Source organism: Corynebacterium glutamicum ATCC 13032, from assembly GCF_000011325.1.
Classification (GTDB): Bacteria; Actinomycetota; Actinomycetes; order Mycobacteriales; family Mycobacteriaceae; genus Corynebacterium; species Corynebacterium glutamicum.
On sequence record NC_003450.3, the window covers coordinates 370,662 to 387,529 of the forward strand.

Below are 16,868 nucleotides of genomic sequence, written 5' to 3' on the forward strand. Positions count from 1 at the left end.
TTCTCTTTGGGGCTACGACAGACATGTCAAATATTTTTTATGAAGGGATCCTGCAGAATCTAATTCAAGATGGGTGGGATGTGCACCTTGTTTCAAATCCAGGCCCAGTTGGGAAGAAATTACTGAATGGTAAAGCTCATACTATCGAGATGTCTAGAGAGATTTCAATAGGTACCGATGTTAAATCATTATTTAATTGGGTGCTATTGCTTAGGAAAATTCGTCCAAGAGTGCTGATAGTTGGAACTCCGAAAGCTTCATTGCTGGGAGTCGTGGCAGCACGAATTGCTCGAGTGCCACGAATTGTCTATGTGGCACATGGGCTGCGCTCTGAAACTGTTTTAGGCTTAAAAAAGAAGATTCTAGTGTTTTTGGAATATTTGACCCAGTTGTTTGCACATCAAACTTTGGCTGTAAGTCATTCTCTGAAGAAAGCAATTGAAGATGCGCACCCTCGTTTTAAAGGAAGAGTGCAAGTCTTAGGTTATGGCAGTATGAATGGAGTTGAGCTTGATCGCTTTAGAGTTCCATCCCTTGAAGAGAAATTATCTGCTCGTAATGCTTTAAACCTGCCTAGTAAATCTGTCATTGTTGGTTTTGTCGGCAGAATAAATAAAGATAAGGGAGGAGATCTTCTCGCTGCTCTTACAAAACATGAGGCTTTTACCCGATTGCGACTGCATCTCTTAATTATTGGTGAATTGGAAGACGATGACTTGCGAGAAGCATTCATTAAATTAGTTAATGAAGGGCAGGTTACGATTACAGGATGGATTGATTTCCCTGAAGAACCATTAGCTGCAGTTGATGTTTTGCTTCACCCAACTCAGCGAGAAGGTTTAGGTATGTCTTTGCTGGAAGCTCAGGCTATGGGAGTGCCTGTATTGACGAATGCTGTGACTGGAACAGTTGATGCAGTAACAAGTGGAGAAGGTGGCTTTTTTGCCGATGACGATTCTGTTGAGTCCTGGGTTTCTAAGATTGATTTATTAGTTTCCGATCCTAAGTTAAGAGACCGGATGGGACGTGCTGGTCGCCAGTTTGTGTCAGCTCGTTTCAATCGTGATGATGTCGCAGCTCGTTTCAGTCATTTCGTGGAACAATTCAAAAAATAGGGCTCATTCAATTTCAATATTCAGATAAATGGGAAGGGGTTCTTTTTTCAACTTTTACCTATTGGTGCGAAGAATCAGATCCACCCTATTGATCTGAACATTAAAACGAAATGTAGCTAATTTAGATCGCGAATTTATATGGAAGAAGACCGATGGCAAATACTAGAGATGAAGCTACTGAAGTACCTGAAGATGGCTCTTTGAGGAAGGGCGCAGCTCGGGGATCCGCTATCACTTTAGTAGGGCAGATTACGAGAATTTTGATTCAGTTACTCAGCGTAATCTTACTAGCTAGATTAATTCCTCCTGCAGATTTTGGTTTATACGCTATGGTCCTTGCAGTTTCAGGCGTGGCTCAGATCTTTCTCGATCTAGGGTTTTCTATGGCGGCCCTGAGATCACGTGATCTAACTAAGCAACAACATTCAAATCTATTTTGGATTAATACTTCCGCTGGTTTTCTTCTATTTATTATTATTTTTTCACTTGCGATTCCTTTAGCAACTTTCTATGGAGATGATCGATTAATAAGGGTTACACAGTGGATATCTATTGTGTACCTGTTGGGGGGAATCACTGCTCAGTTTAGGGTCCATTTAAATCGTCACCTGCGATTTGGAGCTTTATCTCTTGCAGATGTTTTAGCACCGTTGGTAGCTCTCGTAGTGGCCGTAATTATGGCAATGAAGGGTTATGGAGTTCAAGCTCTTGTGGTTCAAACAATATTGAACTACTTAGTTATGCTGGTTTTGGTTGTCGTGATGGCCCGGTGGGTTCCGAGTTTTCCTCGTAAGACTCCCGGTATGAAGCCATTGCTTACTTTTGGTATGGGACTTGGCGCGACTAGATTCTTATCTTATTTAACTCAAAATATTGATAGTATTATTATTGGCCGGGTGATGGGGCCAGTTCAGCTCGGGTTTTATGATCGTGCATTTAGGCTGGCAGTCGCACCTGTTGTGCAAATTAGTTTCCCATTCACACGTGTAGCAATACCATTTTTAGTTCGTGTAATGGATGATGGAAAAAAGTATGTTGCCGCACTACGTGAAGCTCAAATGGTCGGCATCTATGGAACTGCTAGTTTTCTTTTGGTTTTTGGCGGTATGGCTACACCAATTGTGACCTTAATTTTTGGTCCTGATTGGGTAGAAGCGGGACTTCTGATGACAATTCTATGCATAGGTGCAATATTCCGTACATTGCAACAGGTTGCTACTTGGGTATTTATGTCAAAAGGACTGTCCGGGGCATTGCTGAAGCTAAATCTTGTCATGCAACCGGTGATCGTATTGTTAATCATCGGTGGTGCTCGATGGGGCACGGTTGGTGTTGCATGGGCAGGGACTCTGGGATACTTTCTGTTTTGGTTGGTCTCAATAGCTTGGGCAAGTTATGCCACTAATTTAAATTTGTGGAGTTTAGTCACAAATCCTCTAGAGATTATCGGTAAATTTAGCCTTCCTGCGGGGCTTATTACTTTTGCGATTTCGTCAAATTCATCCCTTTCGCTATTAACACAGTTCTTGGCATCTATTGGTGGTGCATTGATTTGGTTTGTATTCATTTATTGCATCTCAAAGAAGATTAAAAAAGATATTCGCCGACTAGTTGGAATCGGAATGCTAGTTTTAAAGAGGCGTTGAGGGGTAGTATCGCGTAAGTTTATTAGTGGTTAGCGTAGATTTTTCGAATTGAAGATGTTTCTGAAAGGTATTTAGATATGTATGCAGAAATTAATGGCGGTTTTATTCCAGAGGGCACCGTGCGGGTAAGCGGCGCAAAAAACTCTGCTACTAGACTTCTCGCGGCGGCACTGCTAACCGATGAGGTGGTGCATCTTGGTAATTTCCCAACCAAGCTTGTGGATGTTGAACATAAAATTCGCTTTATTGAAGAGCTTGGCGGAAAAGTGCATGTCGACCATGATGAGCAAATTTTAGTAGTTGATGCTAAGGATCTTGCAGCGCGAGAAATGACTACTGATGAACTGAATATTCCGATTCGAACTACTTATCTCCTAGCAGCAGCGCAGATTGGGCGTGGGGAAATTGCTCGAGTTCCTTTTCCTGGGGGGTGTGCTATTGGAGGAGGTCCTGCTGGCGGACGAGGATATGATCTTCATCTTATGGTCTGGGAACAGCTAGGTTGTAAAATTCTTGAAAAAGATGATCACATTGAAGTAACTGCACCCCAGGGCTTTATCGGGGGAGTTATTGACTTTCCTATTTCTACTGTGGGAGGCACTGAAAACGCGTTACTATGCGCAAGTATTGCTTCAGGGGATACTAAAATTGCCAATGCTTATATTACCCCTGAGATAACTGATCTTATTGAACTTCTGCGACGTATGGGTGCGGAGATCACTGTCTACGGTACCAGCCGTATTCATGTAAAGGGTCGAGCAGGTCTTTTGCAGGGCGCATATATGGACGTAATGCCGGATCGTATTGAGGCATTGACGTGGATCGTGTATGGAATTATTTCAGGCGGAAGGATTACCGTCGAAGGTGTTCCATTTAGCTCGATGGAAGTTCCTTTTATCCACCTTGAGAAGGCTGGAGTGGATCTTTTCCGTAATTCAAGTTCCGTATATATTACACCAGAATGCTTGCCTTCAGGCTCAGTTCAGCCATTTGAGCTAGCGTGTGGAACTCACCCCGGAGTAATTTCGGACATGCAGGCACTTTTTGTTCTTTTAGGATTAAAAGGTGCAGGAACTTCACGCGTCTATGACTATCGATACCCAGAAAGAATTGCATTTGTTGAGGAATTGACAAATCTAGTTTCGGGCGACAAATTAAGTGCAGAGGCTGGCAAGATCACTATCCAGGGAGATGCTACTTTCCGGCCAGGATATGCGAACTCAACTGATCTACGTGGTTCTATGGCTGTTGTTTTAGCGGCGCTTTGCGCTGATGGAAAGTCCACGATTAATAACGTCCATATGGCGTTACGTGGGTACAACGAGTTGGATAAAAAACTTCGTTTACTTGGTGCGGATTTAACTATCAGAGAAGGCGAAGTTCCTTCACCTTAAGAACGAAAGTTTTACATTGAATGATTTTAAGAAAGTCTCCGAAAGTCTTGAGACCGCATTGCGTAATGAGTTCGACTTTCGGTTCGCTACCGAAGTCTCATTGAAGGAGATATCGCGTTGGAGGATCGGAGGTCCTGCAGCTGTATTTGCTGAGCCTAGTTCTATTAATGAGATCTGTGCTCTTCTTGCATTCATGAAAAATCGTCCGGAACCAGTAGTAGTTGTTGGCGGTACTTCCAATATTCTTTTTGATTCAGATGGCTTTGGTGGCTTAGTTATAAAGTTGGGTGAAAATTTTAGCAACTTTATAATTGAAGGCAGCCGTATTCGTGCTCAAGCTGGTGCTTCGGTACCTCAACTAGTGCGTGCTGTTGCGACCGAGGGGCTGGAAGGAATAGTTCATGCGGGCGGAATACCTGGAACTGTAGGTGGCTTAGTTGTTATGAATGGCGGAACCCAGCGTCGTGGAATCGGTGAGCATGTCACTAAAGTATTAGTAACAGATGCTGAAGGCAGTATCCGAGAACTGAACGCAAATGAATTGCAGTTTACGTATAGAAACTCCGTACTTAAGAACTCTGAAACTACTGTATTAGAAGTCGAACTTCTTCTGAAGCCAGGAAATGCTGGAGAATTGTTGGCCGAATTGGAAACGATTCTAGATCAACGTTCTCAAAAGTTTCCTGAGGATCTTCCAAACTGTGGATCGACATTCCTTTCAGATCCCGCTATGTACAGTATTGTTGGTCCTCCTGGTAAGGCCATAGAAGATGCAGGATTAAAGGGACTTAGACGCGGTTCTGCAGAAATTTCCATGCAACATGCGAATTTTATAGTCAATCATGGGGATGCATCTGATGATGACATCTTGTGGTTGATCTCTGCTGTTCGAAAGGAAGTTTATAGCAGAACTGGTTTTGTAATGGATTGTGAAGTTTTATATCTGTCATATTCTGGTGATTTTCGCCCTGCTCATGAAGTGGCGGACGAGCAATGGCCCGATATAGATTTAGTAAGGAACTAAAATGCCAAAAGTAAGTGTGGTTACTGGTTTTTATAACCGCTGTGAGCATTTAGAACGAACCATTGAGTCTATTCTTAACCAAACTTATAGCGATTTTGAATTAATTGTTTTTGATGATGCATCGACAGATGGAACAGCTTCACGATTGTTAGAGTTAAAAGAAAAATATGATGATCCGCGTTTCCGATTTATCATTCATGAAGAGAATAAAGGTTTCGTAAAAGGGTTATCAGAAGCAATTTCTGGAGCTAAAGGGCAGTATATTGCAGTCCAGGGATCAGGCGATGTATCTCTTCCTCGCCGTTTAGAGCTTCAGGTAGAGTTTCTAGACGCGAATCCTTCGGTAGGTGCTGTGGGTGGTGCTATCTATAATATTCAAGAAGATACGGGAACACGCAACCCACAGAGATTTGAAAAGCCAATTGCTACATTCGATGATTTATTGACATCTAATCCGTTCACTCACGGAGAAGTGATGTATCGCTTAGACCTTTATAAGAGTATAGGTGGGTATCGAAGTGGCTTTACTTTTGCTCAAGATCGTGATTTATGGTTGAGGATGGCGAAAAAAGCAGATCTGGGTATCATTCCAGATTTTCTTTATCACCGTTACACACTTTTAGATGGTGTCTCTTTCGTCCCGGATAAAACTATACGTCAGCGATGCTTTTCAGAAGCTGCGGTGCGACTGGCATTAATGCCAGAAGAGGAAGGAGCTTTAGCCTACTCTAGGCTGGAAGCTGAAGGGCCTACTGCCGTAGTTCCTATCGCTGATAGAGCTGTTCAGAAATTTGTCCCTAAAGCGGCTATTCGCTTATGTCTATATGGTGCTCCGGAAACTGGTTTACACATGGCTCGAGACTATATCCAGAACCCTCTGCGCCGTACCATAGTTGTAGTTTTGATCAGCATCTATTCGTCTAGATTAATTAAGCCTCTTCAAGATATTCTATATAAGTCTATTTTTAAGGGGGTCTCGATTTCTAAACCTATTAAGAGTTCACTCGTGAAGTTTACAAGAAGAATTCAAGGGAAGTAGCGAAAAACCGCATCTACCAAGGTAGTCTACCTTGGAGCGCAAGTTCCTAGTAGTGCTTTGTTCGGAGAGTACGGACACAGTATGGACAATAGTCCAACAACCTAATGCAGCGGTCTGGTGTTGGGCAAGTATGACATAATAAAAACTTACTCCGCCTTGCGCGTGTTTGGGTCGGCAGCCAACCGTTGGGTGGTGGCAAACAGATGCGCCAGGGTCACTAACACCGTGTGGTGATCCTAGTCTAACCAGCTGCACCCGGATCTGACCCCTGTTTGGCCGTCACCTAACATCCCAACAACAAGGAATCGAAAGGCAATCTGCCACCTTGCCAAGCAAGTCCTACACAGAGGAGTTCAAGCTCGACGCCGTCGCCTTGTACGAGATCTCCCCATAGGTTTCAATCCGCATCATCGCCACCGACCTCGGGATCAGCCGGTTTTGTCAATATTTTATCTGCCAAAAGAGCGCGACGGGTTCAGCTGGGCAACACAACATGTAGGAGCTCAGTGTGAAGATGGAGGTTCCTACAGAACCATCTGAACACGCTGGGATCCACGTCTTGAAGCCTACTGGGAACCTAGTCGCGGACACTCCGATAAGGTGCGGGACCACATCCTCTGCTGGCTCGTTGATCTTCCGTCGTCGACTTCCGCATCCGCCTGGATGCCCGCGTACTCCGCTTCCTATGCACAGCTATGTCGTGTACGAGGAAGATCTTCCACAAATCCTGTACTGCGCGGATGACTGATCCAAGTTCAACCACCGGGGCACTGCTAGATCTTGCAGCGCTTGGTGATTGACGGATGAGTGTGTCTGCCACGGCTAAAGCACTGAAGATCGGCTGGGAACTAGTCAACCAGGTTGCACTCGATGCTTGCCGACAGCTCATTTACAACGACCCGCGCCACCTTGAAGTCGATGAACATGTATGGAAGTATACTCGAAAGCCAGGTTAGCCGTCGAACCTGGTGACCATCTTCGTCGGCCTCACCTCGCTGGGGGATGGGGAGATGGCCTGCTTGACTGCTGGAGGACCGCCCAGGCCGTACTGCGTACCTGGCTGCCGGAACGCGACCAAAGAGTGATGGATCGCTTTCACGTAGAGCATCTGGCGACGGACAATCTCACCGGGTGCCAGCAGTGACTTTAACGAGAGACCACCGGATCCCGCGGGCACAAAGATAACCCCCTGTACAAATACCGCCGTACGCTTTTGACCTGGAAGAATTATTTCACGCAGTGGCAGAAACGAGGACTCGTCATGTTGTGGGCCACCGATGATGACTACGTGGCTTTAGATCTGACGTGGTTGTTCTATCAAGACATGATTGCGGCGTATGGGAATCCGTAGAAATCAGAGGAAAAGAAGCTGATGAGAAGGGGATCAACAGCCTGCGCAAAGGCCTACCAGCGAGAATGGACGAGCTTGCCCAACTGGGGCACACCTTGTGGCGTCGGCGTAAGAACGTGTTGGCGTCCTTCAATATCGGTGCATCCAACGGACCTGTCGAGGCCATCAACGGCAGACTTGAGCACCTGCGCGGGATCACCTTGGGGTTCAGGAACCTCAACCACTACATCTTGCGGTGCTTGATCCAAGCCGGACAACTGCAGAGGAAGATCAATGTACTCTAAATCCGAAGAGTTGGCAAAGATCATCGTTGATGAAGTCGTCGAGGTCACCGCGGGCGCGAGAAACCTGTGAGGTGTTCATATCTCAAAAATTACGCGGGGAAGGAGACCCGCGGACGAGAGCTGACAAAGCGCTACTTGAACAACTACCTCTTACTTAAAAGGCTCACCATTTGAGGCAACCAACTCATTCCATAATGCGCTAGAGAGACTACGAGCATACGTAGCGGTCAAATGATGTGAATCCCTGTATACCAAAACATTTCCGATAACAGCGGAGCAATATTCTTCCGGACAAATCCAATTACTCAAATCCAATACAGGCACGTCTATATTTTGAGCTGCAGTTTTTTGCTGAGGATGAGCTTCAGTCCCAAGCGCAACGCTCCGGTGAACTGAACATTCTGAGAGATTATCGCGGTTTGATGCTACACATTCTGGGATATCAATTTGCGGCCGAGGAGTATCAAGAAGTACAGAAATAGAAACACCTGCATCTTTTAATGAATTCCATGCCATTTCATATCCTTCGGAAACGGTTCCCGTCGCGACACTATCGATTAACGGATTTGCAGAAGCGTAACGTTGGCTACTTACAATCACATGATTTGGTGCAGAAGGTCCAGTTAGCTTAGCAAGTAATTTTTCATTCCACTCATAGCATTCTGCATAAAAAGTTTCACCAAGTTTGATCGCAGTGCTTATGAGTGGACACTGTGACTTTGTATAAACTTCCAATCTCCACCCCTGTGCTTCAGCAATTGGTTCCAAGGCAGGAAGCCAATGACCAGCGTGGGAGTCACCGACAAGTGCTACAGAAAAATCAGAATTTTTATCACCATAAACACATGACTCAGGACTAGTCTCATTGACTTCTTGGTGACAACCCGCTGCATAGTTACTTGGGTAATCTCGTTTTGCCTTAGCAGTCGTCGGATAAAAATTATCTACTCGATCAACAACCTCACCGGCATCCGGATCCACTGTCAACGCCTCAGCGCCAAACAGATTCTTTGCTGCTTCTTTTTCCGACTCCTTATTTACAGCGGTTGGATCATACGGGGTCAAACTAAATTGGGGTGGCGCAGCTTGGCTTCTATTTGGAGATAAAAAGAGGAGGATCCCAGCAGTCGCCGATACCGTCATCAAAATAACTCCAAAGGCCACTGCTTTTCTTGCGTCAGCCTTGATTGCTGACCAATTACGCATTGGATTCTCAATGAAATGATAACTTAGCCAAGCAGGGATGAAAGAGAACCCGATAATTAGGAGACCTTGCCAAAAGTGCATTTCTCCATTGAAATAATAAATCCCTACAACGATCAATGGCCAATGCTATAGATAAAGCGAATAGGAAAGATCTCCGATCCAACGCATAGGTTTAACTTTTAGAAGTACACCTACACCTTTTTCCGCACGACCTCCCATGCCACCAATAATTACAGCTGCTGCACCTAATGTTGGCACCAGCGCGGCATAGCCGGGAAAAACTGTCTGAGAATCAAAAGTCACTCCAGCTGCTACGATGCTTGCTAATCCCATTACACCAAGCGCATATCCTATCGGAGCTGAAATTCGTTCTAATTGGAATGAAAAAGAGGCGAGAATCGCGCCTATTCCAAGCTCCCACAGGCGTGTCGAGGTAATGAAATATGCGGGTGCCGGATTGGTGTATGAAAAATAAATGGAAAAGCAAAGAGAAACTAACGTTATAAGTACAGCTGCTAAAGCGATATAACGCTGCAGCCAACGAACTTTGTTTAGTTTCGTGCCACTAGTTTCCTCTGAGTCCAGTGTAAAACGATGCCGACTGAAATACAACAACCCAATAAGTAGCGCTGGCCAGAGGATATAGAACTGCTCCTCCACAGATAAGGTCCAATAATGCTGAACTGGACTGGCAGCAGCTTCTGCATTCAAATAATTCGTATTTGAGGCAAAAAGCCAGTTTACCAAATACACTGAACTTGCAATGATCTCAGCACCGATAAGCATCCACCGGGTATCAGGCAACACTAAAATCGTAATTAGGGCCGTGAATACCAAAACGGCTGTGGCTGCTGGCAGAATTCTCCTAATCCGGCCCGCATAAAAGTTAATTAAACTAATTTTTCCCTTTTCTAGACAAGACCTGATCAAGTGTCCAGTAATCAAGTAGCCAGAAATTACAAAGAAAATATCAACACCCGTAAAACCTCCGGAAAGCACGGAGCCATCGCCAGCATGAAATATCAATACTAAAAGTACCGCGACGGCTCGCAGTCCTTGAATGTCGGGACGGAAATGACTTTTCGAAGCTTGTTGTTTAGCAGTTGCCGTCGATGTAGTCATAAAAACCTTCCGTATGATTCTTTAATTCTGAATTGCAATAATCTAATCAGTTGAATGTTGCTGGCAATTTTAGCGTAGACAAATTGATTTAAAACTTCGAAGATCATACGCTTATTGCACCTTCGTATATGCATTAAAGATCGTAAGCTATTGGCTGTAATTGTGCAGGAAGAATATACATGGATCTGGCTCCTGCTTGGTAGACACCTAATGTCCCAACAATTTGGGACAAAAAGGTAACCTACCGATCATGGCAACTAAGACCTAATCCGACGTCGTTGGTTCAGGATGCGTTGATGATGGCTAAAGACCAACTAGACATCGTAAAGGATGCTGTGTTCCACTGAAGAACATGGCAGTGTGTACACCTCGCAAGTATTCCAGGACATCTGCACAAAGTCGGGTGGTTTGTCAGTTGATGGGTGCTGTGGGTATCGGTGCGGATAATTCGCTGGCTTCAGTCGTTTAATGCCGCATTCAAGCGGGAAGTTCCGCGCAGGATTCCAAGACGTTTGCGAACCAGTTGGTGTGCCGTCGGGAGGTATTTGAAGTGGTGTACCAGGTACAACACGAGTCTTAGGCAATCCTGGTGTGGTCATCTCACACCTGCGATGTATGAGATTCGGGGTTCTGCTATCCTGAAATCTGCTTCTTGATTAAATTTCCTGTGTCTACTTTCCAGGGGTCAGGCCCCATAATTAGCGTCTAAAGTTTTTGCCGTGGATTCTTCATGCCTCTTTAAGGAGAATATTGAAAGGTTCACCACAGTGTTCAAAAAGGCCACAATATTTTCAAATCGTCTCTCCTTTAACTTCTCTAGTTGCTGAGGGCGAAATATTAAGTGAAACTAGAACGAGGTCGGAGAGTGTAATTTAATTTAGTGGAGATTGCATACATTACGTTCCAGCCCGTTGAAATAAAGCCACAATAAAAGCTAGTAAGCTAATCGCAAATAATTGTATTGCGAATCACCTTTCTTTCCGGCCGGAATCAATCTCAGCGTTCTATACTCGTCAAGGGCCTTCGATAAAACAAAGACAATTTTCCCCCGACGGGACAATCTGAAAACTTGCTGTATCAATAAAACACGAAAAGGAATACTTTTATGAAAATTGCCGTCGCAGGGCTCGGATATGTTGGGCTTTCAAATGCAGCTCTCCTCTCTAAAAATCATAAAGTTGTTGCAGTTGACATTGATGAAGAACGAGTGAAACTAGTTCAAGAATTTCGTTCGCCAATTGTCGATAGCGATCTCGAAGAATATCTGTCCACTAAGCCTCAAAACTTAACTGCCACAACGGACGCCGAAGCCGCTTACAAAGGCGCAGATTTTATTGTTATTGCAACGCCAACTAATTACGACCCAGAGTCAAACTTTTTTGATACTTCCAGCGTTGAGTCCGTAATTGAGATAGTCCTTAAGGTTTCTCCTGGATCCACAATCGTAATTAAATCGACTATCCCTGTTGGTTTTACATCGGAACTACGCATTAAGCATCCAGAAGCTTCGATTATTTTTTCACCTGAGTTCCTGCGTGAAGGCCGAGCATTCTACGACAATCTCTACCCATCCAGAGTTGTCGTTGGTGATCGCAGTCCTCTGGGGGAAGAATTTGCGACTCTGTTAGCTGAGGGGGCAAAAGAAAAGCCTCCGATTCTACTTACGGACTCAACTGAGGCAGAGGCGATTAAATTATTTTCTAATACATATCTTGCACTGCGAGTTGCTTTTTTCAACGAACTGGATACTTATGCGTCTGTTCGAAGCTTGGATACTAAGCAGATTATTGAAGGGGTAGGGCTCGATCCACGTATTGGATCTCATTACAATAATCCTTCATTTGGATATGGCGGATATTGTCTTCCGAAAGATACGAAACAGCTTCTCGCCAACTATAAGGATGTCCCGCAGAATCTAATCTCTGCAGTAGTCCAAGCAAATAAGACTCGTAAGGACTTTATTGCAGAGGATATCCTCAGTAAATCACCTACTGTAGTTGGAATTTACCGCCTTGTAATGAAGTCTGGATCAGATAACTTTCGTTCTTCTTCTATTCAAGGAGTCATGAAACGAATTAAGGCCAAGGGAATCGAAATTGTAGTATTTGAACCGAATCTCGGAGAAGAAACTTTCTACAATTCGAAGATCCTTAATGACATCGAAGAGTTTAAGGATTACTGCGACATCATTATTGCAAATCGTCCAACCGATGAGCTTTCTGATGTACCAGAAAAAGTTTATACACGTGATATTTTCCAGCGTGACTAAGTGGAAAGAATCTTTTGTTGATGACCCGCTACAAATCATGAGTCCCTAACAAATCTTCAACTAGTGCCATACACGAGACTTGTGTAGGGCACTAAGTCATTCCAGTTAAGTCTACAGCTACACAAAACTTGTTTTGGACGTGTATTTTGAAGCGGCGTGGGTAACGATCGTGAAGCAGCATGATGAGTGTCGTGAAGCACCAATAAACGCCAGAACCTACACTTTCTAATACCTACCCCCGACATCAAAGTCGAGGCGGAAAATTGAAAATATCGGCACGGTGATCAATTCCCGGTCGATCACAGCCATGCACTAACAAGGTAATTCCTACAGAACCATTCAATCTCGATGCGGTGCTGCACACGTAACGATCTCTAAAGCTCAGAAAGCACTTGACCGAAATTGATCCGCGCTTTCTTTAAACCCCACAATTCTTAACAAGCGGTACTGCGATTCCGCGTATGTGGTGTGCTCTATCACGACCTTGTGCACAACGTCGCGATAGAGCACACCCGCTGCGCAGAAAACCGGTACGACATAGCCGAATACAGCGTATGCGGTTGAAAGCCACCTGGCGTTAAAGCGTTTCTTACTGATTGATGCTGGGGTGGGTACTGCTTCATGATGTCCACTCAAGTGCTTCACGATCGTTACCACGTCGCTTCAAAATGCACGTCCGGAACACAAAACTGAATCAGCCTGAGTTTTTCGGCGGCAAAGGGTAGAAAATCCTTTTCGGGTGTGTTGCGCTTGTCAAGCACCCCAAAACTTGACGTGTGGATTCGTATTATCAGTTTCATAGCGTGTTAAAATCACCTTAACGAAGCAATCGTTGTCAATGAGGAGTAATAGCAGACAAAGTTACCACTACTTTGCTGGTTGTTTATTAACTTTTCTTGATTTTGAAGAATGGGCATTTTGGTTAGTGGAAGCTAGTGAAGAGGATCCAATAATGACCACTAAGGTTAAACCTATCCAAAAGTTAAAACTGACGGCCAGACTGCCTGATACCGAGGAACAAATCACTAAGAATATTAGACTGGCTCGTCCGAGATAATTGATTTTTCGAAAGAGATAAATCAAGGTTGCAAACAGGATGAATATAGGGAGAGCACCATATGCTACCCACATTTCAAGAAATAGATTATGTGGTGACAGGAATTTATCCGAGCTACTAATCGAATAAAAACTATGCACTTTTTCCATTCCAACTCCGGTCAGCGGGCTGGTTAGAGCTAGGTCGATAAATTCTTGCCAAATATGGAGACGCGCTACAGAGTCTTCACTGTAATAAAATGATTTTATGGCGTCTCTGGAAAGTATAATTACGGGTCCTACTAGCAAGGGGCCCCAGACTATAATTCGATTTCGAACTCTATAATCTTGCAAGCGGTGTGTAGAAGATTTTGTAGTGTTTGCGTATAGGAAAGCAACTGCAAGAGCAATAATCGGCCCCCATGATAGTGCACTTAGTAAACAAACTAGAAGGATGGAACTAACGAAAAGGGTAAATTTCGGAGTGCTTCGTTTGGTTATATGTAGAAGCCAAACCCCGAAAATTGCTAGGCCTAAGAACTGAGAAGCGAAAATAGGATTGGCACCAAATGCTCCGGCTTTCAAATGCAAAGCTCCGCCACCAGCAATTCGTAATAATTCTCCTACTCCGTAGATTGATACTCCGGTTGAAAAACCCCAAATAATATGCGGAATATTATCTCGGAAAGAACTGGTTACTAAGAAAAGGAAGCCAGTAACAATGGCGCCGAGTAATGTTCGAGTTTCTGATGCGCTTTCATTATTTATCCATTCGATGATGAAAATGGCAGGAATCAGTGAAAGAAAACCTGAGTACTTGGTAAAAATACTAGCATCAGGAAACTTCTTCTTTCGGAAAATTAATATAAGCAGGCATAGAACAAGGACACCGATAGTTAACGCAAAGCCTGCTAGAGATGGTGCAATTCCGGGGAGGGAATGCCATACGCCAACTATGAGACCCGCTACAAAGCTTGGTAGCGAGAGTATGAGGATTGTCGCAAGGAAAATTAGACTTCCGACAGCTAAAGGCTCACGAAGCACGGAACATCCTTAAAGTATTTCTGGTTATTGACTTGTGTAATGTGAGTTTCTTCAAGACAGCCCCCTCATTTCTTTTACTAGGGGCAACATCATTGATGCACATACCACTTATCGGCACTGGGCGGACTGTTGACTAGCAGGATGCTACGAAATCTTTGGAAAAGAATAGCTAGACCGATGTTAGATGCGGTCCGGGGTGTATCCCGTCATGAATCCTGCTTTACGCAACCCCAAGTATCGAGTAACTTGAGCGCCATACCATATAAAATTTAAGAATATTTGTCGAACTGGTGACCGCTTTAAGAACGAAGCAAGTTCCATCCTTCGTTTTAGTATGATCCAGGTATATTTCTTAAATGGGGAGGTTTTCCTGCTGTGCTGGCCACCATGAATGCGGTATGAGCTAAGGCTTTCGTCAAGGTATCCGATTGCTCCAATTTTGGAGAGCCTAAGGAATAGCTCATAGTCCTGGGATCGAGTCATCTCCAGAGAGTATCCCCCGATCTGTTCAACAACTTGTTTGCGGTACATAACTGAGGAGTGAATGATTGGGTTCTTCACTAACAGGATTTGTCTGATGTCCTGGGAAGTTGGAAGGTCAGCTGATTGTCCAAAGATTTTCCCATGTTCATTAATGTGCTTTGTTTTTGTTGCAACGCAAATAATGTATGGATGGTTCCTGAGAAATTCCTCTTGCTTGGATAAGCGGCTGGGAGCAGCGAGATCGTCTGAATCTAGTCGTGCAATTAGCTGTCCATCAGACGCTTTGATTCCATTGTTTAAGCTCGTGGGGGTACCTTGTCTAATTTTTTGCTCGACAATTTTAATGCGTTCATGTTCTTTTACCCATTGGGGAACATCCTTAATGGGCGCCCCGTCCAGAACTAGGACTATTTGCCAGTTTTCATAGTTTTGTTCGCAAACCGATTTAATAGATTGACTGCAATATTCGTCATAAGCGATTGTTGGGATTACTACACTTATTAATGGAGCGGAACTAGTCATGGTGGCTTTCTTTGAGAATATTTTTCGCTGACTGCTTTAATTTACTTGATGGGCAATAAGCTTACATCGAAATATTGAAGAATAGCTTCTCCTCTGGGGCATAAGAGAAAGAGGCAATTTGCTTCTAATTTTGTTTTTGCTCTATTGAACAGGGCTAGCTTGATATCTGGCTCTGAGCGGGATTTATAGACCCTTTCAGGATCTTTTTCAAAATGTAATTCATTTATGGTTGCGAATTATGATCGCTATATGCTTTTAGTAAAGAGAAGATGTGTTGAAGGAGAGGTTAGAGAGATAAGGCTCTATTTGATCATCTGCAGATAGATACGTGTTTTCAAGAACTTGCAATTAAGAGGGAAGATGGTTGCTCAAAACTCAGTCGTAGTGATAGGTGCATCTGGATTCGGTAGGGAGAGTCTAGACGTTCTCGAAGCAATGAAGGAAGCCGGACATTCGTTAGAGATAATTGGAGTAGTTGATGACAATCCTGCTGCAATCAATTTGCAGCGTCTTGCGGAGCGAAAAATCGAATATCTAGGAACTTTAAAAGAATGGATTGAGGGATCTCCCAAGTCGTGTAAGTATGTGCTTGCGATTGGAAACCCAACGATTCGCCATAAGCTTTCTGCTCTTTTAGACAAGTCTGGTTTCGATGCATTTACGGCGGTGCATCCCTCTGCAGTGATAGGAAGCCAAGTAGTGTTTGGGTCTGGGGCTGTTGTATGTTCTGGGGCCGTGATTTCGACCAATGTAAGGCTTGGTGTGCATGTGCATATCAACCCAAATGTGACAATCGGGCATGATTCAATTCTTGAAGACTATGTTTCGATAAATCCGGCTGCAACAATTTCGGGTGAAGTCCTGATCATGGAAGAAACTCTTATTGGAGCTGCGGCTACAGTATTGCAAGGACTGACTATCGGGAATAGGTCGTTAGTGGGTGCATCTTCGTGCGTCACTAAGGATATTTCTGCAGGGAAGGTAGTTAAGGGTATTCCTGCGCGCTAAAAAAGTAGAAATTATCGACCTTTAACGCCATTGTGATTAGTATTTTGGCGTTGCCTCCTGAGCGACTTGCAAATAGTTCATTTCGGCAGAGTGCTAACGGTTAGGCACTATTTTCCGTTAGTTCTTTTGTAGTCCCGACGCATCTAAGCCGAAACAGCTAAAAGTCGCACAGGGCCGTGTAATGCCCGTAAGAGATATTTAAGGAATCTAAACTATGCCAATTCATGAACAGATCATCTTCTTCATCAACGAAATCTTAGGTTACGGCCTGCATGCTGGATCCTCCGCATTCAGTAATCTTTCCCACAGCATCGGCTTGTTCTAAA

At 44.1% G+C, this 16,868-nt stretch carries 14 protein-coding genes and 1 pseudogene; 10 read left to right on the forward strand and 5 right to left on the reverse strand.

Features of this window, described 5'->3' with window-relative positions; genetic code table 11:
* Nucleotides 1-23: 23 nt before the first annotated feature.
* From CGL_RS01820 to CGL_RS15580, 6 genes are all read left to right on the forward strand, one after another.
* Complete coding sequence (locus CGL_RS01820; RefSeq protein ID WP_101677576.1) at nt 24-1,115, forward strand: glycosyltransferase family 4 protein; 1,092 nt, start codon at nt 24-26, stop codon at nt 1,113-1,115.
* A 152-nt stretch (nt 1,116-1,267) separates the two neighbouring features.
* Nucleotides 1,268-2,761, forward strand: a complete 1,494-nt coding sequence (locus CGL_RS01825; RefSeq protein ID WP_011013591.1) for a lipopolysaccharide biosynthesis protein — start codon at nt 1,268-1,270, stop codon at nt 2,759-2,761.
* A gap of 77 nt (nt 2,762-2,838) precedes the next feature.
* Nucleotides 2,839-4,155, forward strand: coding sequence for a UDP-N-acetylglucosamine 1-carboxyvinyltransferase (locus tag CGL_RS01830; RefSeq protein WP_011013592.1), 1,317 nt, complete (start codon nt 2,839-2,841; stop codon nt 4,153-4,155).
* A 16-nt stretch (nt 4,156-4,171) separates the two neighbouring features.
* Complete coding sequence (murB, locus tag CGL_RS01835; protein WP_011013593.1) at nt 4,172-5,179, forward strand: UDP-N-acetylmuramate dehydrogenase; 1,008 nt, start codon at nt 4,172-4,174, stop codon at nt 5,177-5,179.
* 1 nt (nt 5,180) lies between these two features.
* Nucleotides 5,181-6,218: a glycosyltransferase family 2 protein gene (locus CGL_RS01840; protein ID WP_011013594.1), complete on the forward strand. Its 1,038-nt coding sequence runs from the start codon at nt 5,181-5,183 to the stop codon at nt 6,216-6,218.
* A gap of 803 nt (nt 6,219-7,021) precedes the next feature.
* Nucleotides 7,022-7,174, forward strand: coding sequence for a transposase (locus tag CGL_RS15580; RefSeq protein WP_011013595.1), 153 nt, complete (start codon nt 7,022-7,024; stop codon nt 7,172-7,174).
* Here CGL_RS15580 and CGL_RS15585 read toward each other — a convergent pair.
* Nucleotides 7,171-7,395 (reverse strand): hypothetical protein, encoded by a 225-nt coding sequence (locus CGL_RS15585; RefSeq protein WP_041625327.1) that lies wholly within the window; start codon nt 7,393-7,395, stop codon nt 7,171-7,173. The two genes, CGL_RS15580 and CGL_RS15585, sit on opposite strands and share 4 nt — an antisense overlap.
* Nucleotides 7,396-7,634: 239 nt before the next feature.
* On the opposite strand from CGL_RS15585, the gene CGL_RS15590 reads away from it, so the two are divergent.
* Complete coding sequence (locus tag CGL_RS15590; RefSeq protein WP_227747642.1) at nt 7,635-7,853, forward strand: transposase; 219 nt, start codon at nt 7,635-7,637, stop codon at nt 7,851-7,853.
* Nucleotides 7,854-8,003: 150 nt separating this feature from the next.
* On the opposite strand, the gene CGL_RS01850 is transcribed toward CGL_RS15590, so the two are convergent.
* Nucleotides 8,004-9,176 carry an SGNH hydrolase domain-containing protein gene (locus CGL_RS01850; RefSeq protein ID WP_011013596.1) on the reverse strand — a complete coding sequence of 391 codons (1,173 nt, stop codon included), beginning with the start codon at nt 9,174-9,176 and terminating at the stop codon, nt 8,004-8,006.
* A 9-nt stretch (nt 9,177-9,185) separates the two neighbouring features.
* A complete protein-coding gene (locus CGL_RS01855) occupies nt 9,186-10,181 on the reverse strand; it encodes an acyltransferase family protein (RefSeq protein ID WP_011013597.1) in 996 nt (331 codons plus the stop codon).
* Between the two features lie 272 nt (nt 10,182-10,453).
* On the opposite strand from CGL_RS01855, the pseudogene CGL_RS15595 reads away from it, so the two are divergent.
* Both CGL_RS15595 and CGL_RS01860 read left to right on the forward strand, forming a co-directional pair.
* Nucleotides 10,454-10,837 (forward strand): annotated as a pseudogene (locus tag CGL_RS15595) (IS3 family transposase); the annotation flags it as partial.
* A gap of 449 nt (nt 10,838-11,286) precedes the next feature.
* Nucleotides 11,287-12,450 (forward strand): nucleotide sugar dehydrogenase, encoded by a 1,164-nt coding sequence (locus CGL_RS01860; protein ID WP_011013598.1) that lies wholly within the window; start codon nt 11,287-11,289, stop codon nt 12,448-12,450.
* Nucleotides 12,451-13,317: 867 nt separating this feature from the next.
* Here CGL_RS01860 and CGL_RS01865 read toward each other — a convergent pair.
* Nucleotides 13,318-14,529, reverse strand: coding sequence for an O-antigen ligase family protein (locus tag CGL_RS01865; RefSeq protein WP_011013599.1), 1,212 nt, complete (start codon nt 14,527-14,529; stop codon nt 13,318-13,320).
* A gap of 180 nt (nt 14,530-14,709) precedes the next feature.
* Complete coding sequence (locus tag CGL_RS01870) at nt 14,710-15,534, reverse strand: glycosyltransferase (protein ID WP_011013600.1); 825 nt, start codon at nt 15,532-15,534, stop codon at nt 14,710-14,712.
* A 360-nt stretch (nt 15,535-15,894) separates the two neighbouring features.
* On the opposite strand from CGL_RS01870, the gene CGL_RS01875 reads away from it, so the two are divergent.
* The gene (locus tag CGL_RS01875; RefSeq protein ID WP_011013601.1) at nt 15,895-16,542 is read left to right on the forward strand and encodes an acetyltransferase; all 648 of its coding nucleotides are present in this window, start codon (nt 15,895-15,897) and stop codon (nt 16,540-16,542) included.
* The last annotated feature ends 326 nt before the right edge of the window (nt 16,543-16,868 follow it).